General features: G+C 60.9%; 14 protein-coding genes. 3 read left to right on the forward strand and 11 right to left on the reverse strand.

What is annotated here, in order from left to right:
* Both xerC and HAV22_RS07605 read right to left on the reverse strand, forming a co-directional pair.
* Window positions 1-941, reverse strand: a 941-nt coding sequence (xerC, locus tag HAV22_RS07600) for a site-specific tyrosine recombinase XerC (RefSeq protein WP_166858172.1), incomplete at its 3' end; no start/stop codon positions are given.
* Between the two features lies 1 nt (window position 942).
* Window positions 943-4050, reverse strand: a complete 3108-nt coding sequence (locus HAV22_RS07605) for a CHC2 zinc finger domain-containing protein (protein WP_166858174.1) — start codon at window positions 4048-4050, stop codon at window positions 943-945.
* 131 nt (window positions 4051-4181) lie between these two features.
* Here HAV22_RS07605 and HAV22_RS07610 point away from each other — a divergent pair, with 131 nt between their 5' ends.
* Together HAV22_RS07610 and HAV22_RS07615 are read left to right on the forward strand one after the other, a co-directional pair.
* Window positions 4182-4547, forward strand: coding sequence for a helix-turn-helix domain-containing protein (locus HAV22_RS07610; RefSeq protein WP_166858176.1), 366 nt, complete (start codon window positions 4182-4184; stop codon window positions 4545-4547).
* Window positions 4548-4906: 359 nt separating this feature from the next.
* On the forward strand, window positions 4907-5128 hold the full coding sequence (locus tag HAV22_RS07615; protein ID WP_166858178.1) for a hypothetical protein: 222 nt from the start codon (window positions 4907-4909) through the stop codon (window positions 5126-5128).
* Window positions 5129-5587: 459 nt separating this feature from the next.
* On the opposite strand, the gene HAV22_RS07620 is transcribed toward HAV22_RS07615, so the two are convergent.
* The 5 genes from HAV22_RS07620 to HAV22_RS07640 form a co-directional block, all read right to left on the reverse strand.
* Window positions 5588-6013: a DUF4279 domain-containing protein gene (locus HAV22_RS07620; protein WP_166858180.1), complete on the reverse strand. Its 426-nt coding sequence runs from the start codon at window positions 6011-6013 to the stop codon at window positions 5588-5590.
* Window positions 6010-6744: an RHS repeat-associated core domain-containing protein gene (locus HAV22_RS07625; RefSeq protein ID WP_166858182.1), complete on the reverse strand. Its 735-nt coding sequence runs from the start codon at window positions 6742-6744 to the stop codon at window positions 6010-6012. The genes HAV22_RS07620 and HAV22_RS07625 overlap by 4 nt, the downstream gene beginning before the upstream one ends.
* A gap of 47 nt (window positions 6745-6791) precedes the next feature.
* Window positions 6792-7253: a hypothetical protein gene (locus tag HAV22_RS07630; protein WP_166858184.1), complete on the reverse strand. Its 462-nt coding sequence runs from the start codon at window positions 7251-7253 to the stop codon at window positions 6792-6794.
* Complete coding sequence (locus HAV22_RS07635; RefSeq protein WP_166858186.1) at window positions 7250-11359, reverse strand: RHS repeat-associated core domain-containing protein; 4110 nt, start codon at window positions 11357-11359, stop codon at window positions 7250-7252. Before HAV22_RS07635 ends, HAV22_RS07630 begins: the two co-directional genes overlap by 4 nt.
* A 1243-nt stretch (window positions 11360-12602) precedes the next feature.
* Window positions 12603-13532, reverse strand: coding sequence for a LysR family transcriptional regulator (locus HAV22_RS07640; RefSeq protein WP_166858188.1), 930 nt, complete (start codon window positions 13530-13532; stop codon window positions 12603-12605).
* An 89-nt stretch (window positions 13533-13621) separates the two neighbouring features.
* Here HAV22_RS07640 and HAV22_RS07645 point away from each other — a divergent pair, with 89 nt between their 5' ends.
* Window positions 13622-14389 (forward strand): NAD(P)H-dependent oxidoreductase, encoded by a 768-nt coding sequence (locus HAV22_RS07645; RefSeq protein WP_166858189.1) that lies wholly within the window; start codon window positions 13622-13624, stop codon window positions 14387-14389.
* On the opposite strand, the gene HAV22_RS07650 is transcribed toward HAV22_RS07645, so the two are convergent.
* From HAV22_RS07650 to HAV22_RS07665, 4 genes are all read right to left on the reverse strand, one after another.
* Window positions 14317-14961: a hypothetical protein gene (locus HAV22_RS07650; RefSeq protein WP_208296107.1), complete on the reverse strand. Its 645-nt coding sequence runs from the start codon at window positions 14959-14961 to the stop codon at window positions 14317-14319. The genes HAV22_RS07645 and HAV22_RS07650 overlap by 73 nt on opposite strands.
* Window positions 14962-15050: 89 nt before the next feature.
* Window positions 15051-16121, reverse strand: coding sequence for a porin (locus tag HAV22_RS07655; RefSeq protein ID WP_503827422.1), 1071 nt, complete (start codon window positions 16119-16121; stop codon window positions 15051-15053).
* 22 nt (window positions 16122-16143) lie between these two features.
* Entirely contained in the window at window positions 16144-19815 is a 3672-nt protein-coding gene (locus tag HAV22_RS07660; RefSeq protein WP_166858193.1) for a hydantoinase B/oxoprolinase family protein, read from the reverse strand.
* A 115-nt stretch (window positions 19816-19930) separates the two neighbouring features.
* Window positions 19931-21208: an MFS transporter gene (locus HAV22_RS07665; RefSeq protein WP_166858195.1), complete on the reverse strand. Its 1278-nt coding sequence runs from the start codon at window positions 21206-21208 to the stop codon at window positions 19931-19933.
* Window positions 21209-21232: the final 24 nt, after the last annotated feature.

Here is a 21232-nt window from a genome sequence, read left to right on the forward strand (position 1 = left end):
ATCTCGGTGGTGTTGAGCTGGGCGTGGCCCAGCAAGGCTTGCAGCACGCGCACGTCGGCGCCGGCTTCGAGCATGTGGGTCGCCATCGCGTGGCGCAACAGGTGCGTCGCGCCCGGCTTCTTGACGCCGGCGAAGTCCATGTAGCGCTTGACGTGGCTCGCCACGAACTCCGGGCTGACCGGCTCGCCGTAGTCGGTCACGAACAATGCCTCGCGCCCGGCCGCGATCAACTGCGGCCGGGCTTCGGTCAAGTAGCGGTCGAGCCAGGCCAGCGCCCGCTCGCCGATCGGCACCACGCGGTCCTTCGCGCCCTTGCCCTCGCGCACGAACAGCAGGCGCCGGTTCGGGTCCACGTCGTACAGGGCCAGGCCCGCCACTTCCATGCGGCGCAGCCCGGTGCTGTACAGCAGTTCCAGCATGGCGCGGTCGCGCAGGCCGTAGATCGTGGCCGGATCGGCTTCGGCCAGGATCGCTTCCACTTCCTGGATCGACAGGATCGCGCGCGGCAAGTGCTTGGGCAACTTGGGCAGGTCGAGTTCGGAGGCCGGGTTGTACAGGATGTGGTTCTCGCGGGCGAGCCACTTGAACCAGGTCTTGAGCGGGGCCAGCGCGCCGTACTGGCTGCCCAGCGTCAGCGGCGCGCCGTCCGGCTTGCGGTAGTAGAACAGGTGCCGCTGGTAGCGTTCCAGCACGGCCCTGGTGACGTCGGCCGGCTGCCGGATGCCGCGTTCCTCGCACCAGGCGATGAAGCGGCGGATGGCGATGCGCCGGGCGCGCACGGTGTCGGCGCTGTAGCCTGTCACCAGCATGGCCTCGAAGTGCGCTTCCATGTAGCGCGCGAGCACCAGGTGCGCCAACGGATCGACGGCGCGCTTCCCGGGGCCGGCCGGTTTGACCGCCGCCGGCTTGCGGGCCTTGAGGCGTTGTCCCTTGCGCGGCATGTCACACCCCGGCGGCTGAAGGTTGGACGGCCGCGTCCACGGTGGAACACGGGTACGATCCCGCCTTGCCGTTCTCGGGGTGCCGCGTATTCGGCGCGTCATCGAACGGATCGGCGGCAAGCCGCGCCGCCGCTGGTGTCGCGGCCGATATGGCGAACTGGCCAGGGGCCGACCCGGCGCCGACCGCGGCCCGACCGGCATCCGGCCGCGCGTCGTCGCACCCCGACCGCCGGCCGTCATACAGGTACGAGGGATCGAGCAGGCCCGACAGATACGGCACGTTGCGGCCGTCGCCGTCGTACAGCAGTTCATAGACATAACCTTGCCCCTGGCCGGCCCGATGCACGACCAGGTATTCCAGCTCGGCCAGGCGCGCGAGATGCACCTTCAATTGCGTGTCGCCCCAGCCGGTGGCGTCGCGCACGTCGCGCCGGCTGAAGCGGTATTCCGAGCGGTGCAGGTCCAGCGCGGCGGCGCGGTCGCGCACCAGCTCGCGTACCAGGACCAGGAGTTTCCTCGTCTGCGGCGGCAGCTCGTCCAGGCTGCGGCCCAGCACTTCGTGCGCCAGGTCGTTGGCCGCCGCGATGTCGGCCGGCACGACCTCGATGTAGTCCACCTGGCGGCCGGCGACGGTCAAGCTCCTGATCGGGCGTTGGCACTGGTGCAGCAGCGCAATGGTGTCGATCAGCGACAGGTATTTCTCATGATCGCGCCGCGTGCGCGTGCGGTCGTCCAGGAAAGTGAGCTGGTCGGCGTAGGGATTGACCACGGCCAGCGGGCGCAACAGCCGTTGCGCGTTGCGATGCAGGGCCAGCACGCCGTCCTTCTGTTCCTTGCCCATCAGGCCGGCCAGCGTGCGCCGTTCGCGCTGCCGGCGATGGATGGCGGCGGTCTGCTCGCGCCCTTCGTCCACACTGAGTACCAGGCAGCGGTTCAACAATTCCTCGTCCACGTCGATGGCGGTGGTGGTCATGAACAGCGACATCGGGCCTTCCACCTTGTATTCCCGGGCGACCAGGTTGCCGTCGGCATCCGTGCCGGTGGAAGCCATCGTCAGCGCGCCGTCCGACTGCAACAGCTTCAGGGCATAGCTGGCGCGGCTCGCGCCTTCTTCTTCGGCAATCGCCAACACCTTATGATTGAGGCTGGTTTCGCCCATGTAGAACAGGGACTGCCCGCTCATGGCCGAGTAGCGCACCGTGTCTTCCGGCGGCATGAAGGCCAGCACCGCGTCCATCAACGAGCTTTTGCCGGCGGCGCTGGACGATTGCACCACCACGGCCAGCGGCCGTTCCAGCTTGCGGCTGGTGGCGGCCAGATAGGCGGTCAGCTTGTTGGTCGCCTCGCCGACGATGCCGCCATGCTCGAAGTCCGCCAGGATGCGCGGCAACAGATCGGGTGTCTTGAGCAAGGCCAGCGCGGCGTCGCGTTCATCCTCGCTCATGTCCGGCACGGACGGCGCTCGCGGTTCCAGCGCCTTCCCGATGCCGTCGTCCTGCAATTGTTCGAGCTTCAACAGCACGCGGCCGAGTTCGGTCTTGAGCGCCGCTTCGGGCACGCGCAATTCGCCGGCCGCCTGCTGTACGAACACGGCGCGCGCTTTCGCGCCGTACAGGTCGAGCGTATCGACGTGGAAGGCCAGTTCGTTGGCGACCATCAAGTTCACCTTGAGCACGCCGACCGCCAGGTTCTTCGGCAGGCCGCGCACGCGCCAACGGCGCGCGTCGTCGCCTTCTCCGAAACGCAAGACGACTTCCTGTTCGCTCACCTCGGCCGCCATGTCGAATTGCGGCGTGGGCGGCACCGCCGCGGCCGGCAGTGGCGCATCGGGTCGCGGCACACCGGACGGACCTTCATCGGCAACGGTTGCCGTGGGAGCCGCCTCTTTGGCCGCTAAAGAAGAAGGACCGTCCACAGTCGGCGCTTCCGGAGTTTGCGGTTCGTCCGACGTGCTGATGGTCACGGCCGATTCCAGCCCGGCGCGCCGCGGAGCCTGGCCGTCGCCGAGCCACACCGCCTTGCGGATCAACAGGCCCAGGCTTTTGCTGGCCGGCTGGACCTTGAGCGCATAGTCGTTGGCGTCCATGCCCTTGGGGAACTGGATGCGCCACACGCCGAAGCCTTCCGCGCGCAGGCGCCCGGTCAGCTTCTCGGCGGCACGCTCGCCGGCCTCGTCGCGGTCGTAGGCGATCAGCACGCGTTCGACGCCATGTCGGCGGAAGGCGGCCAGATGGTCGTCGGTGAAGCCCTGCGTGCCGTAGGCCGCCGTCACGTTGCGGTAGCCGGCACACCAGAAGGTCATGGCGTCGATCAGCGCTTCGCACAGGATCACTTCACGGCTGGCGGCCAGCGCCGCTTCGTTCCACACGCCGGCATGCGGCCCCGGCAGGTACAGGTGTTTCGGGGTGCCCGCGCGCAGGTTGTCCAGCAGCTTTCGGCCATAGACCTCGGCCACATGGCCCGCCGCATCGAACACCGGCACCACCAGCGAGCCGTTGAAGTGCTCGTGGCCGCTGTCGCGGTAGATGCCCAGCCGTTGCAGCCGCCCGCGTATCCCGGCGCCGGCCTGGCGGTTCTTGTCCGGCAGGCGCAGGCCCAGCGTGCGGTTGGCATAGCCCAGGCGGAAGGTGTCGATCAGCTCGGGGTGGGTCAGGCCGCGCGATTGCAGATAGGCCAGCGCTTCCGGGCTTTGTTTCAGGGTGGCATGGTAATAGTCGATCACCTGCGCGAGCGCGGCATGGTCGTCGGCATCCTGCGCCACCGGCGCGGCCAGCTTCTTGACCGTCGAGTGCCGGACCGGCGCAGCACTGGCGGCCTCGGCGGCTAAAGGCAAACCCTCGCGCAGCAGCTCGGCGGCGTGACGGAAACTGACGCCCCGCATCTTCATCACCCAATCGATCGGACCGCCGGCCGCGCCGCAGCCGAAGCAGTGATACAGGTTCGGGCCGGGGCTGACGATCAGGGATGGCGTGGCGTCGTCGTGGAACGGGCAGCGGCAGGCGTAGTCGCGGCCTTGCTTCCTCAACGCGATGCCGGCGGCTTCCACCAGGCGCACCAGCGACACTTCGGCCTTGAGCCGTTCGATTTCCGTTTCCGGGATGCGCGCCATCCGTTTTCCCTCCAAAACCTGTCAAGACTCCAAATTGATATGGACATGCTATCTCATATGGTATCATCGGGCAAGCTACGCAGATAGGGGGGCTTATAGTGATGACTCTCTCGTCACCCTCGATATTCGATATGGAATTCCCGGAACGGCTGGCGACCCTGCGCAAGGAGCGCGGCCTGACTCAGCAAGCGTTGGCCGACGCGGTCGGCCTGGCTGTGCTGCAAATCCGGCGCTATGAGGGGGGAACGTCGCAACCTACCCTTGATGTGATTCGCCGGCTAGCAATCGCGCTCGGTGTCAGCGCCGACAGACTGGTCTTCGACGCCGGCGAGCGCGAGCCGGCCGACTCCCTGCGCTACCAGTTCGAGGCGGTATCGCGCTTGTCCGAACACGAGCAGACGGTGGTGCGTGAGCTGATCGACGCCGTCATCGTGAAGAATCAGGTGGCCGGCGCGCTGGCCCGCGTGACTACGCCGGCAACCAAAGACAAGCCCTGACAGCGGCACGGCCGCCTTCAGCCGCTAAAAAGAAGTCCGCGCGGCGGGGTTGGGGGAGCTATTTTTCTTTAAATAAGAAACGAGCGCCCACCTGATAATAAGTGTAAACAGGACAAGTCCTTGATTTGCAAAGGTTTGGCGGCGTACGTGCGCGAAAGCCGCGACCGGCGAACGCGAAAGTGTAGACGCCGGTTTACTCGTCGAATCAACAGCTTGCGCGTGAAAATCGGGTCGCGCGTTTCGTGCGTAATGTGTGTACTGCATCCAGGGTGCGGGGAACCCGCAAAAACGCTCCAACCGCCCGGGTGGCGGTCCGGGGCGAATCATTGGAATTCACTGATCACGAAAGGAGCGCAGCCATGACTGCCGACACGAAAAACGTCCAGATGACGCTCACCATGTCGCCCGCGCTCGAGGCGAAACTGGCGCGGCTGGCTGTGGCCAGCGGGTCGCCCGAGGCCGACGTCTTGCTCAAGGCGATCGCCTTGTACGAGGTCGCCCTGCGGGCGAAATTGCAGGGTCACGACGTGGCTATCCTCGATGAGGAAAAACGCCTGGTGCGCGAGATCGATGGAATCTAGACGCGGTCCCGCGAAACGAAAAAACGGCCAAGTGATACTTCAAGCCGGTTGCGGCCGCATCTGGTGTTCGTAGGACACGGAGTTTCAAAGGGAGCCCCCTTTGGCACGGATATGTTGAACGAGTCCGCGGGATTCGTTCAACATATCTGTCGTGCCTGTCCAAACCATGTTTCCGTTGTCTCGGGATGCAGATGGGTTGCAAGCAGGTTGTAGCTGGTTGCATCCGGGTTGCAGGCGAGTTGCAAACCAAGTACGACAGCGACGTACGGCAAATGCGCCTGTCACTTTCAAGACCCGCGTCTGGTGCGAAATCCGCGACTGAACGAAGTTGCGTGATGTGTGCCTCGTTTGCAGGGGCGCGGGGATCGCCCGCCTCGTGTGGCTACAGTTGGCGGCCGAAGGAATTTGCGCGATCAGCGGACGCAAACTCTTCGGCCCGCATACGCGTACTCACGGCAGTCAAGGCGGAACCGATGCGACTGTGAAACGAACTGGCAATCCAAACTGTCCCAATAGCGACATATCGTTGCTCGCCAGTTCGAAAACATATTCGCCACCGCCATCTGTTTCAGCGTCGTATGCAATAAACAGATCTAGATATTTCTCCTCAACATTAGGGAGCGTGCTCAGCATGCCAGTGCAATTTCTAAATTGCTCAGCTAGTTTTTCGACAAGCTCAGCAACAGTATGTGTTTCCGATTCAATAGAGTAGGCCCATAGCCCTGTCAATGCCGATACCCGCTTCATTGACGAGGTAAGCTTCTGCTCACCGAATCGTTGCACCTTGGAAGGCTCTACCCCAAGTAATGCTGTGATTTCGGCTGGCTCCAGAGATTTACCTTTGATATAAATCGCCAGCATCAATTTAGCTTTAACATGGTTCATTTTCGCTTTGCATCCTCAAGATTACCAACAACTTCGCCCTCTGGATCGTAGACATCACCTGTTTCAGGGTTAACGCCAAAAACGTCTGTAGCCTTACTACCAGGACAGTCCTGTTTTATTCCGTGAAAGCGCCCACGCCCCTCTTTCGCACCGTATCCGTTTCGGCGTCCCCATTCGTCGGCCCCCTTATCACCGGGCCACACTCCTGGAGGGAGACCAATTGCCGCCTTTATATTTTTAATTAGGTTCCAAACTGAAGAGACAAAACTGTTATTGGCTTGAGTTCCTGGGGTGAACACATCAAAAGGTCCAGGAAGGGATCCGCGCCGTGGTGTCAGATCGTTGTCAGATTGTAGGCCACGCGGATCAACATTCGAAACCGGATTGCCACCGACATATGCATAGATAGTTTGCCCCGCCATACTTTCGTCGTATGCGCAGGCAATTTTCTCAGGCAGATCAACGGCTTGCGGCGAAAAAACGAAGGCACACCTCCAGCATGGACACAATTTTTTTCCAGGCGCACATTTTGGCCCGGTGATGCGTTTCAAAGGCCCCCCTTTGGCACCGCCCAGCGCATCCAAGCCGTAGGCAATCGAGAGGTTACCGTGGGTCTCCGTCGAGAGGCGTCCGGTGACGTCGAAGACATAATTGGTTGTGCCGGCGTCGGGGTTGCCGACGCTGGTGGTTTCGCCGAAGCTATCGTTGGTGAAGTTGGTGACGACCGGCACGGGAGTCCGATACCGACGCCACGTGGCCGAATCGATAAAATGCACTCTCAAAAATCGTTTTTCTGGGGATAATCTTCTTTTCCTATAGAGTAATGAATTTTGATAGGTCCAAGCTCATTCAATTTTTTCGTGATTTCGGACACTCTATCAATTTTTATTGAAATATTATTTCCATCAATCCACCCTATTTTAGGCAGTTCCTCCCCGCCGTATTGAAAATAACGAAAAACAAGAAATTTCTTACCACTTAGCTCCCCAACAGGATGCACATAGATATAAACAGCAGAGTTTCCACCGTATCCAGTACATATCGTGTTATGACCAGAAATAACCCAGCCATTAGAGTTAGGAATCGAAACCATCTCCTCCTTATCACACCAAAGGCTTGCATCACCCTGCGGGTCAGAATTATAAATATTAAGCCATATAAATCCAATAGCCAAAATAAGTATCGTCAAGCTTAAAAATATAATGTAAGAACGACGAGCGAAAGAGAAAAAATTCATCATGGGCAACTAGGAAGATCACCAGAATCAGCTGCATTATAGCCTGCGTTCCAATAGTCAATTTGTTGTTGTGCACCTGCATTACTCGACATTGTGTGAGAAAACACCGCACCAATAGCCAGCATTTCGCTGCGACTTGCACCTGTACCACGCATGTAAACACCAACTGAGAAGTTTGCTGCAGGGGTAAAGGCACCTATAAAGCTATTCGTCGCATAGTTTCTTTGATAGTCATACGCGCCGAAGTGTCCAACAGCGCTAGCCATGTCATAAGGATTAAAGCCGCCTGCTTGACCAGCCTTGAATACGTCTTTGTAATTAGCGCCAGACGGTATAGAGAAAGTTTTCCCGCCTGCTGTACAGGTGCATGAGCCCGCTGGTGTACCGTGTACAAAATTAAGCCGTGAATGTACGGGTTGGAATGCTAAAGGGACAGTTTGCAATCCAGCTGGGTCAGCGCCGTTTAATGGATTATCATCTACATATGCATACGTGTTAATACCACCGAGCAATCCGATCGGGTCACTTTGGAGATAACGACCAACCGACGCGTCATAATATCGATTCCAGTTGTACCATAACCCGGATTCGGCATCGTAATATTGCCCAGGGAAACCGACATTTAGCCCACCAACTGTATCAACTACAACATTACGCCGGTCGAACGCCGCATTCTCTGCACGCCAAACGACACTAGATGATGCGTCCGTCAGTACTTCCGGCCGACCGACCTGGTCATTATGGCTGGCATAGAACTGGCCGTTACGCACGATACCCATCAACTGGCCACCAAGCCACACATAGTTGGTCGTTTGCGCCCCAATTTCCGTCAGCAACTCTCCGGAGGGGCCGTACACGTAGTAGGTAGAGACGCCATTAACAATCTTCAGCACGCGCTGGTTAAGGGCATTGACACGATAAGACCCGACCTTGTTGCCGTTGATGTAGACCGCACTCATCCGGTTGAAGTTGTTGAATTCATACGCACGTGAGCCGTCATCGCGACTTTCGCTGGTCACATTGCCCACATTGTCATAGCCGAAATTCCTCCACTTGCCGGCACCGCCCCAGTCCATGAGCCGGTTGCTGTCACTGTCCAAGCCAAAGGTGAAGCCAGCATTGTTACGGATCTGATTCGTGCGATTGCCAACAGTATCCAACTGGAAAGTTTGCGGATCACCGCTACGATTGGCCGACGTCAGCCTGTCGACGGCATCGTAGCCAAAGCTGGTGTTTGAACTCGAATACACATTGTCGGTCACCGACGAGATGGTGTCAGTAACGTTATACCCGAATGACAGGTCATGCTTGCCCGGCGATGCGATACGCTGCAGGCGACCATCCGTGTCCAGAGTCAGCATACGCGGCAGACCATTACCAAAGCGCCAAGCGTAAAGTTGATCCGTCGCTGGTTGATACAGGAATGAGTCGGCTAAGGTGGCCCAAGTCCCGCTGAGATTACTAGTAATGGTGGACAACCGGCCATACGCATCGTAGTTATAGTTGACGACGAATCCGTTCGGATAGGTCATGCTCTTCAGCCGTCCTACCGTATCGTAAGTCCAACTGGTAGTCGGATTTTGCAGACAGAAAATGTCATTGGTTTGTTGCGTTATACGGCCAGCTGCGTCATAGGTGTAACTGGTCTGTCCAGTATAGTCGTTGAAGTGTGTGAGCCTGCCCTTACCATACGTTCCTTCGTCGTAGGTGAAGAAGCGACATTCACCATTCTTGCACTCCGAAGTCTTTCGCCCCTGCGTATCCCAGCCAAAAAATGTCGTCCCTGCAGGCGTAGCGAAACTCGTCATTCGGCCGCCAGAGTCAAGGCTGTAACTGGTCGTACTGGTGTCAGGGCTAGTCATACCAGTTATTTCACCAAAGCCATTATGACTATAAGTCGTAGTCAGGCCTCGTGGGTCTTTAACCGAACTCAGGAAACCAGCGGCGTCATACCCATAAGTTATCACTCCACCGTCGGCATTGGTTTGAGTACGCTTCCGGTTAAGTTCATCGTAGGTGAACGACGTTACATGCCCGGCCGCATCGCTCTGCTGTAGCGCATTGCCGGCAGCATCGTACTGGTACGTAATTGCTTGGCCGTTGTTCCCACGCACTTTCGACGGCAACATGGAGTTATTATCATACTCAACAGTCGAGAGAAACGCTCCCGACACCGTGCCACTGAGAGAACCAGCACTCACGGATGGAACTTTCCGATCTGACTGGGTTGTGCGGACGTTATTCAAATAATCAAAATTAAACGATACTTTTTCGCCAAGCGCGTTCACTCGGTCGACAAGTCTGCCAGCGGAGTTGTAGTGATATGTCACACTGCGGCCATCACTGTAAGACACGGAAGCGAGTCGACCATCGCCGCCATAAGTAAATGTCTGGCTTCCCACATTTGGAACCGACTGTTGCGATACGTTGCCGCGTATATCGTAACTAATTGTCGTCGTCACCCCATTCGGATCAGTAATTTTCTGTGGCAAACCTAGACCGTTATACTCGGTGTATGTGGTGGTAAGACCGGCAGCATTTGTATAACTAGTGAGGTTACCCTTGGTATCATAGTTGAACGTCTCAATTGCCGAGCCACTCGGCAAGGTAGTTATGACAGTCTTTGTCTGAATCCCACCACCTGTGTAATTAGTGTAAGCCATGGTTTGCTTACGCTGGGGTGAACTCGTCAGCAAGTCGCTGAGAGTAATCGATGCAATTTGGCGTCCTACTGGCGTATCGACATAAGTGTAGTCAACTTGTGCAATATTTTTACCATCGCTACCGGTAGTAACCTCGGTTAGCAAGTCCACTGCATGGGTGCCATCCGGGACGCTATATGTGTAAGTGGTTGTCAGCGCGTTGGGTGTAGATGGTGCGACGGTCTTGCTAAGCACCATGCCGTCCCTATTGTACGAGAATGTCGTGACAGTCCCACGAAAGTCGGTTGACTGACTAACAAATCCATTCGTGTCATACAACTGCGAAGATGCGGCTGAGGGACAACTGGATGTCCCCGTTGTCTGAGCTTTCGCCAAGACACGCTGCCCTTTAACGTTCTGGAAGAAATATGAGGTTTTCTGCCCTCGAACGTCGGTCAGTGTCGTGATATATTTTGTATTGTTTGGATCGCTGGTATCCGTGCTGTAGGTGAATGAGTCCACTGATTCACCGTTTTCTTTTCCGCTCTTGATTACCCTGCCGTTGGAGTCGTACGCGTAACGTGTGGCCCTCACTCCGTCAATCGCGTAACCGGTCAAACGAGTAACATCAGCCGTATCCTCATAGTAATACGTAATTACGCCCGCAGAGGGTTGCGGAGGCGTAACAGTAGTTAAAGTGCCGTTTGTTCCGTAGCCGTACTTCCAGATTGTCCCGTCTGGAGCTGTCACCTGCGTTACATGAAGGCCGTCACCCCATGCGAACTTAACCGTTGCGCCGAACAAATTGGTAACTGATGTAACTCGATTGCTAGTATCTCTTAGGAAGGAGTAAATTGTACTATCAAGCTCCGTAATTTTGTCCAGATAAAATCCGGAGCTATTTAAGTTGGAAAAATAATATTTCCGACTACCGATGAAAATCACAATGTGACTTCCGTCACCATCGTAAATTGCCTTTACATTCGCAGCGCCAGTGGGACCATTAGGGCCTACGACGGTAGCGTAAGCATAGTTTGCAGGCGTAAAATATGCATAACTATGATGATCCGGATATATATAATTCTGAAATTGGTATACGTTCCCGTCGGGCAGACGAAACGTTATATAGTCCGGCATGTTTACTAATGAACTGCCGACAACAGCGCTGTTATATTTGCCGGACAATTCGAGCGGCGCAAATTCAAGACTGGATGTCCACCGCGGGCCGAAAAACTTCGAGGTCACGTCTTCGGAACGATAGGTTCGCGTCAATGGCATCCCAAGTGCCGAAGCATCGATGAAATCCTGTTGCGCAAGATATTTTGTTCCCGACGAAAACACTACAGGGTTTGATCCTCTCGGATTCGTCGCCGGAAGACCGTTGCCATCTTTACTACAGGGTGATTCCGGCGCACTTTGACCTGTGCCTGCCTGTATCGGTGGCGCAGATATCGCCGGAGAATACACAGGGTATTTCCACGAGGTAAAACTAAACGTATTATATAAGTCATACCACGGATTCTGTCCGATACCCGGCCTCTTGGCGGTTGTTATACAACCCCAGGAATCACATACCCAACCACTTCCATCTTCCGCGATAGCTAGAGGTGTCGCCACTAACGACGTCAAAACCAACGTTAGCAATATCGATTTTAAAGACATTATAGAGTTTCTTTTAATCACGTTTCTCTCTTAAACTTTATGATCCTATACGATCATTCTGGATTATTATTTAAGGCACTCGGCACATATGTTCGACGTATGGCACGTTATTGGCTAATGGCGCACTTCCCGACTGCGTCAACACCAGCGTTCCGTCAGACGCCTTCGACACAATCGATGGCAACTGACTTGAAGTGACGTAATTTATTGTGATGGAGGGAGTGCTCGACGATTGGCCTGAGTTCACCGTGACGTTCACTAAACCTTGTGTCCATGATGGATTTGACTTAACCGATCCGACATCGGTCGAGAGTTGATACCCGCCGTTCCCGCTGGACAACAGCAAAAACGATGGGATGGCAGGCGGCAACACAATAGGGATATCCATATCGTCATCGAGCGAAATCATGACGACGTTAGATATCGGTACCACTAGGATATCCAACTGCCCGTCTCCATTTATATCAGTTGTGTAAGACAAGTATTTCGTAGCCGTCTGCGCCGATGCGCCACCACTTACGAATGCACAAAAAAATATAATTAGCGCAGCAGTATGTCGAAAAAAGGGAGCGAACAGTTTTTTATTCACGTTATTAAGTATGATTAAAACCGGTGGGGAATAATAAGTGTGCGTATGCGGCAGCCCCGGGAATGCGACATCTAACTTTGCCACCTCCCAAACCTTCGGTATAGACGATGATTTCGGCGCCACCCGAAAACCAACCAGACTATTAATTAATAAAATGGCGATTGAGCTCGGTGCAGTGCAGCGAAGTGGAGGCGCTAATACAGTTCATCTGCACACCCATCTACCAATCTAGATTTTAGCTGAGTAGGTACGCAAGAATTCTATCCAATACTAACGATCGCAACCCCGAAGGGAGGGAAATTTTATCCGCGCCGCGTTACACCTTAACTAACTCTCGTCAAACTGTTACCAAAAGTCGCCGCGACGCAAAAAGCGGAGATCACAAAGATGAATAATTCGGGAAAAGAATGCCCCATTCACATCGTTTCACCAAAAATCTTCAGATTTCTGAAACGCGAATCATCGGTAATCTTGCTTAAAACCCGCCCCCACCTCCCGCGCAAACGCCACCAACCTCTCCCGGACCCACCGCTGCGCCCCATCCCGATGATTCCGGTTATGCCAAGCCAGATGAATGGCAAACCCGGGCACCTCCAGCGGCGGCGCCAGCACACGCAAGCGATGAGCACGCCCCTCCGCCATGCGCGCAGGCACGAGCGCGACGAGGTCGGACCTTTCGACCAGCTCCAGCACCGAGTGAAACGTCGACGCCGACACGACGACCCGGCGCTGCAGCCCCTGCGCATCGAGCACGTCGTCGACGGGCGTCGTGAAGCTGCCGCCGCGCGGCGACACCATCACGTGGTCCAGCTCGCAGAAGCGGCGCACGTCCAGTGGCCGGCGCAAGGCCGGGTGGCCGCGGCGGGCGATGAAGACGTAGCGTTCCTCGAACAGCGGACGCGAACGCAGGGCGTCGGCGACGCCCTCCGGCGTCAGCACGGCCAGGTCGACGCTGCCCTGCTCCATCTGCGCCTCCAGGCGCGCGGTATCGAGAGCGCGCAGGGCGATGCGCATGCCGGGCGCTTCCTCGCGCAGCGCGAGCGTGAAGTCGAGCAGCAGGGCCGATTGCACATAGTCCGAGCAGGCCACGTGGACGGTGAAGCGGTCGCGCGCGGGGTCGAATGCGCGCGCGGACGTCACTACGTCGCGCAGCTGCGCCAGCGCCGCGGCCAGCGGCGCCTGCAGGCCAAGAGCCAGCGGCGTGGGCGTCATGCCGCGGTGGCTCGGGATGAACAGCGGGTCGCCCAGCATCTCGCGCAGGCGCGCCAGCTGCGCGCTCAATGCGGGCTGGCTCAGGTTCAGACGCTGCGCGGCGCGGCTCACGCTGCGCTCGGCCAGCAGCGCGTCGAGGGTGACGAGGAGGTTGAAGTCGAGGCGTTTGATATCCATTTTTTGGATACTACCCCATAAGCCGACGGGCATTCCCGGCCGCGGCGGACCGGCCCAGAATGGCCTTCATCGCCAACGAGGAGAACCCAATGAAGACCGTCCTGATCGTGCATGCGCACCCCGATCCCGACTCGCTCACCGCACAACTGGCCCGGGCCGCACGCGCCGAATTGCGTGCGCAGGGTCATGAAGTGATCCAGTCCGACCTGTACGCGATGGGCTGGAAGGCCGTCTACGACGCGCACGATTTTCCCGACCGCGTCGACCGCGAGCGCCTGTCGTTCGTCGCCGAATCCGGCCACGCCTTCAGCACCGGCACGCAGCCCGACGACGTGCGCGCCGAGCAGGCCAAGCTGATGGCCGCGGATGCCGTCGTGTTCCAGTTCCCGCTGTGGTGGTTCGGCATGCCCGCGATCATGAAGGGCTGGATCGAGCGCGTGTTCGCGTACGGCCTCGCCTATGGCTGGCAAGGCGCCGGCAACCGCTATCGCTACGGCGAAGGCGGCTTCGCCGGCAAGCGCGCGCTGTTGTCCGTCACGACGGGCGGGCCGGCCGAGGACTACGGCCCGCGCGGCATCAACGGCCAGCTCGACGAACTGCTGTTCCCCATCGCCCACGGCACGCTGTTCTTCCCCGGGATGGAGGTGCTGCCCACGTATGCCGTGTACGGCACCGGCCGCATCGATGCCGACGGCGTCGAGCAGGCGAAGGCGGGCCTCGCGGCGCGCATGCGCTCCTTGTTCGACGACGCGCCGATTCCTTACCGTCCGCAAAATGGCGGCGACTACCCGGACCGCCACGTGCTGGCCGATGACGTCGCGCCCGGTGTCACGGGGCTGCGCGCGCATCTGCGTTGAGCGTCGGCCGTTGATGCGCCAGCGGCATGGCCCTCGAGATGCCGAACGACGGGGTCCAACTCAGGCAGTGGCGGCGCGAGTTCGCAAACCCGCGCTGCCGACGACCAGGGGTAGCCCGCGCGCTGGAGCCACGGAAATACCACACTGGCCGTGCTCGGCGGAAGGACCACCATGGCGTGGATGGAAATCACGAGCGCGCTGGCCAGACGCGGTGACTCCAAACTGAAAGTCCAGTCGTATGTGCCGCATCCGACGCGGGTATTCTTCGTGTCCTTCTCGGTCATTCCGACGAGCCACGCGCAGGAAAAGGAATCGGCAGCTTCGGGTGGGCGCGCCAGATAGAACGAGTAGATGTTCTCGTAGGTCTTGTTGAACTGCGTGACCAGCGTATCGGCGATGGCGCCGCGCCCTTGCGTAACTGTCGGGAACGTGATGTTGCTGCAGTTGTTGTTGATCTGGAGCGACGCATCGGATGTGAAAACTCGGTCCAGCAAATGAGGGCGATTTTCATCCTTGGCATGAAAGTACTCTCGCAGGACGGCTTCGGGCGTAAGCAACGAGGAAAGAGACATGTGGTGCATCCAATGTGTAGTTCGGCTGGCGCGCGTGCCCGCGCGCCAGCACGTTTTACCAAGGTTGATCGTCCTGGATGCCCGCGCACTCAAAACGCGTGGCGAATCCCCACGTCGACCGCCCCGCTCCCCGATCCGCCTTCGATGGCACTGCCCACCGTGTAGCTGGCGCCATGCCGGTTCACGATGTGCGCGATCGAGCTATACAGTTCGGTCCGGCGCGACAGCGCATAGCGGTAGCCCAATGCGTACTGGCTCGCGTCCTGGTCCAGCGGGCCGCGGTCGTCCTTGCGGATCCACGACAGCATCCACGTGTGCGGGCCACGCGGGATCGTCGCGCCGAGCAGCATGTCGCGGCTGTCGCTCGACGCGACCGGCGTGCCGGGCAGTCCGTACGGGTTCGCCGTATTGCGCAGCAGGGAGCTGTTCAGGCCCTTGTTGACGCCGTACGCGGCGTGCGCCTTCACGATGCCGAAGTCGTAGACCGCGGCCAGCACCGTGTTCTTCGCATTGGTCGCGTTCCTGACGGTCGCCGTGTCGTTGTTGCGGTTGTGGTAGCCGAGCCGCACATGCAGCGGGCCGGCATTGTAGTCGAGCGCACCGCCGAACTGCCGGCCGGCCGTGCTGTCCCCCGCCACCTCGCCGGCGCCGTAGACCAGTTCCGCGCTCACGCCGCGGACGACGGGCGACACGTATTTCAGGGAATTGTCCATGCGGCTGCTCGAGTTGCCGGTCGGGGCGATCAGGTTCTTCGTGTCGCCCGCATAGCCGGACGCGAACGGATCGGCCATCACCACCGTCAGATATTGCGGCGTGTACTGGCGCCCCGCCGTCAGCGCGCCGAAGCCGCCCTGCAGGCCTACGTACGCCTGGCGCCCGAACAGCAACCCGCCCTGTCCCAGCGCACCGGTGTCGGCCTGGAAGCCGCTCTCCAGCAGGAAGACGGCGGCGAGACCGTCTCCCAGTTCCTCGCGGCCCTTGAAGCCGAGCCGCGAACCGGCGCCGACGCCGCTCGTGATCTTGGTGACGTCGCCGCCGCTGCCGCCCGTCTCGCGGACGATGGCCACGTCGACCAGGCCGTACACGTTGACCGCACTGTCGGCGGCAACAGCGTTCATGCAGACTGCGGCCAGCGCACCGGCCCAAACCATTTTTTTCATCATTCGCTCTTTCTCGTTGTGGTTATGCGGGGATGTCGTCACGGATGGCGGCGACGGCTGCGGGTGCCTCCTGCACGGCGGGCGCGTAACCGCCGCCGCCCGGCGTCTCGACGACGAACACGTCGCCCGGCTGCACGTCCGTCGTCGCCACGAAGCCCAGTTCCTCGACGTTGCCGCCAGCGCGCACGACGTAGTTGCGGCCGCAGCGTCCGGGCTCTCCGCCCGCCATGCCGAACGGCGGGACGATGCGGTTGTTGGACAGGATCGACGCCGTCATCGGCGCCAGGAAGCGGATCCTGCGCACGCCGCCGTTGCCGCCCTGCCAGCGCCCGCGGCCGCCCGAGCCTCGCGCGATCTCGTAGCTGTCCAGGCGTACCGGATAGCGCCATTCGAGCACCTCGGGATCGGTCAGGCGCGAGTTCGTCATATTGGTCTGCACGACGTCGGTGCCGTTGAAACCGTCGCCCGCGCCGGAGCCGCCGGCGATGGTCTCGTAGTACTGGTACGCCGCATTCCCGAACGTGAAGTTGTTCATCGTGCCCGGCGACGACGCCTGCACGCCCAGCGCGCCGTACAGGGCGTTCGTGATGCAGCTGGACGTCTCCACGTTGCCCGAGACGACGGCGGCCGGGTAGCGCGGATTGAGCATCGAACCTGCCGGAATGATCACGTTCAGCGGCTTCAGGCAGCCCGCGTTCAGGGGAATGTCGTTGTCGACGAGCGTGCGGAACACGTACAGCACGGCCGCCATGCAGATCGAACTCGGGGCATTGAAATTGTTGTCCAGCTGCGGCGACGTGCCGGTGAAGTCGATGTCGGCCGTGCGCGCGGCATGGTCGACGCGGATCGCCACCTTGATCACGGCGCCGTTGTCCAGCCGGTACGTGTAGCTGCCGTCCTTGAGCGCGCCGACGACGCGGCGCACGGCTTCCTCGGCGTTGTCCTGCACGTGCCGCATGTAGGCCTGCACGACGTCGAGCCCGAACTGGTCCACCATCTTCAGCAGTTCCTCGACACCCTTCTGGTTCGCCGCCACCTGCGCCTGCAGGTCGGCGATGTTCTGCGCGACGTTGCGGCAGGGGTAGTCGCCCGACAGCAGCAGCGCCGTCGTCTCGCGCTCCAGGAAGCGGCCCGCCCGCACCAGCTGGAAGTTGTCGATCAGGACGCCCTCCTCCTCGACCCTGCGGCTGTTCGCCGGCATCGATCCGGGCGCGATACCGCCGACGTCCGCATGGTGGCCGCGCGAGGCCACGTAGAACAGGACGTTCTCTCCCGCGCGGTCGAACACCGGCGTGATCACGGTGATGTCCGGCAGGTGCGTACCGCCGTGATAGGGGTCGTTGAGCATGTAGACGTCGCCCGCCTGCATGCGCCCGCGATTGGCCTCGATCACCGTCTTGATGCTCGCGCCCATGGAGCCCAGGTGGACGGGGATGTGCGGTGCGTTGGCGATCAGGTTGCCCTCGGCGTCGAACAGCGCGCACGAGAAGTCCAGGCGCTCCTTGATGTTCACCGACACCGCCGTGTTCTGCAGCCGCAGGCCCATCTGCTCGGCGATGCTCATGAAGAGGTTGTTGAAGACTTCGAGCATGACGGGATCGGCCTCGGTGCCGATGGCCTTGCGGCGCGCGCGCGGCGCGACGCGCGTGAGCACGAGGTTGTTGTCGAGCGTGACTTCCGCGACCCATCCCGGTTCGACGATATTGGTGCCGTTCGCCTCGACGATGATCGCGGGGCCCGCAATGCGGTCGCCGGGCCGCGTCTGCGCGCGCAGGTACAGCGCGCTGTCGTGCCACTGGCCGCCCGAGTACACGGGCACCGTCTCGTGCGGTGCCAGCGGCGTGGCGCGCGGCGCGGGCTGCGCGGCGTGCGCGCTGCCTGCATCGGTGGCGCCGATCGCTTCCACCGAGATCGCCTCGACGACGATCGCCTTGTCCGGCATGAGGAACGAATAGCGCTTGCCGTATGCTTCCTCGAACTGCATCTGCATCGAGGCCACGCTGTCGTGCCGCACGATGATGACGGAATCCGTCCCTTCGTAGCGCAGGTGCGCCCGTTTGACGACGCGCACGGCGTCAGGCGCGATGCCCTGCGCCAGCAGTTCGTCCGTCGCTTCCCGTGCGAGCGCGTCCAGCGCCGCGTGCAGCCCGTCGTCGGACAGCGCGGTTTCCATGGTCCGCTCGCGCATCGCCGTCTGGCTCGCGAGGCCCATGCCGTACGCGGACAGCACGCCGGCGAACGGGTGCGCGAAGATGCGGGTCATGCCGAGGGCATCCGCCACGAGGCAAGCGTGCTGGCCGCCGGCGCCGCCGAACGTGGCCAGCGTGTAGTCCGTCACGTCGTGGCCGCGCTGCACCGAAATGAACTTGATGGCATTGGCCATGCTGCCGACCGCGATTTCCAGGAACCCTTCGGCCACTTCCTCCGGCGTGCGGCGCTGGCCCGTCTCGCGCTCGATGCGCGCGGCGACCTGCGCGAATTTTTCGCGCACGATGGCGGCGTCGAGCGGCTCGTCTGCGTGCGGGCCGAACACGGCCGGGAAGTGGGCGGGCTGGATCTTCCCGAGCATGACGTTGCAGTCGGTGACCGTGAGCGGACCACCGCGCCGGTAGCTGGCCGGGCCGGGATTCGCGCCCGCGCTGTCCGGACCGACGCGCAGCCGGCTGCCGTCGAAGTGCAGGACCGAACCGCCGCCCGCCGCCACCGTGTGGATGCTCATCATCGGGGCGCGCATCCGCACGCCGGCCACCTGGGTCTCGAATTCGCGTTCCAGTTCGCCCGCGTAGTGCGACACGTCGGTGGACGTGCCGCCCATGTCGAAGCCGATCAGTTTTTCGAACCCGGCCTTGCGTGCCGTGCCGACCATGCCGACGATGCCGCCGGCGGGGCCGGACAGGATCGAGTCCTTGCCCTGGAAGCGGTGCGCGCCCGTCAGGCCGCCATTGCTCTGCATGAAGAGCAGACGCACGCCTTCCATCTCGGCCGCGACCTGGTCGACGTAGCGGCGCAGGATCGGCGACAGGTACGCATCGACGACCGTCGTGTCGCCGCGCGAGACCAGCTTCATCATCGGGCTGACCTGGTGCGAGACCGACACCTGCGTGAAGCCCAGTTCCGCGGCGATGGCGGCGATCGCGCGTTCGTGATCGGGGTAGCGGTACCCGTGCATCAGCACGATCGCGATGGACCGGAAGCCTGCGGCGTGCAGGCTCGCGAGCTGCGTGCGCACGGCCGCCGTATCGAGCGGCTCGACGACGTCGCCGTGCGCGCCGACGCGTTCATTCACTTCGACCACGCGCTCGTACAGCAGCTCCGGCAGCACGGGATGGCGGTCGAACAGGCGCGGACGGTTCTGGTAGGCGATGCGCAGCGCATCCTTGAAACCCCTGGTGATCAGCAGCGCGGTGCGCTCGCCCTTACGCTCCAGCAGGGCATTCGTCGCCACCGTCGTGCCCATCTTGACGGCTTCCACGAGGTCGGGCGTGATCGGGGCGTCGGGAGCGATGCCGAGCAGGCGGCGGATGCCGGCAACGGCGGCGTCGCGGTACTGCTCGGGATTCTCGGACAACAGCTTGGCCGTTACGAGCGCGCCGTCGGGCTTGCGCGCGACGATGTCGGTGAACGTGCCGCCGCGGTCGATCCAGAATTGCCAGCGCGGGCGCGGCGTGTCGTGTTGTTTGGTCTCTTGGTGCATGGTCTTACCTCTTCAAAGTATCGGGGCGCGCAGGCAAAGCGCTACCCCTGCGTGTGGCGCACGCATGTCGTCGTTCGTATATGGATTCAGATTGCGGCCGTTGCGGCCGGCGGATTCAGGATTCGAGGCGCTTGCCGCGGGTCTCGGGTAACGTCAGCGCGGCCAGGATCATGATGCCGTAGGCACCGGCCGAGAACAGGCCGATGGCGTGGCCCAGCGGGAGCGACTGGCCGGCGGCGCCGATAGCGAACGGGAACAGCGAGCCGAGCGCGCGGCCCATGCTGTAGCAGAAGCCCTGGCCGGAACCGCGCATGCGGGTCGGGAACAACTCGGTCAGGAACGCGCCCATGCCGCTGAAGACGCCGGAGACGAAGAAGCCGAGCGGGAAGCCGAGCAGCAGCATCACGTTGTCCGTCACCGGCAGCCGCGTGTAGGCCAGCGCGATCGCCAGCGAACCGACGGCGAACAGGATGAAGTTGCGCTTGCGGCCCAGGCGGTCCGTCAGATAGGCGCTGACGATGTAGCCGACGTACGAGCCGGCGATGACCATCGCCAGGTAGCCGCCGGTGCCCAGCACCGTCAGGTGGCGCTCCGTCTTCAGGAACGTGGGCAGCCAGGTCGTGATCGCGTAGTAGCCGCCCTGCGCGCCGGTCGTCAGCAGCACGGCGCGCAACGTGGTCGACAGCATGCGCGGCGAGAAGATCTCGGTGAACCGTGCCTGTTCCGCGTGCTCGCTGCGGCGCTGCTCGGCCAGGAATACGTCCGGCTCTTCCACGAAGCGGCGGATGTAGATGACGAAGATCGCGGGGAGGATCCCCAGCAGGAACAGCGAGCGCCAGGCCAGTTCGGCGGGCAGCAGCGAGAACATCAACGCGTACAGCAGCGCCGACACGCCCCAGCCCAGGGCCCAGCCGGCCTGCACCATCCCGACCGCCTTGCCGCGGTCCTTCGCGCGGATGACTTCACCCATCAGGATGGCCCCCGCCGTCCATTCGCCGCCCATGCCGAAGCCCATCAGGCCGCGCAGCACGAGCAACTGGTTGAAGGTCTGGGCAAAGCCGCTCAGGACAGTGAACAGCGCGAACCACAGGATCGTCAACTGCAGCGTCTTCACGCGGCCGATGCGGTCCGACAGGATGCCGGCCAGCCAGCCGCCCAGCGACGACGTGAGCAGCGTGACGGTGCCGATCAAGCCGGCGTCGCCCTTGGACAGGCCCCACGTGGCGATCAGCGTGGGAATCACGAAGCTGAGGAATTGCGTGTCCATCGCGTCCAGCGCATAGCCGACCTTGCAGCCGATGAACGTGCGGCGCTCCGCCTTGGTCAGTTGGCGCAGCCAGCCGAAGTGGCCCGCGTCCTCCACACGATCCTGCGCGAGTTCTTGTGTATTCATGTCGTCTCCATTGTTGTGGGGTGT

The sequence above is a fragment of the Telluria antibiotica genome (genome assembly GCF_011682055.1).
GTDB classification, from domain to species: Bacteria; Pseudomonadota; Gammaproteobacteria; order Burkholderiales; family Burkholderiaceae_D; genus Telluria; species Telluria antibiotica.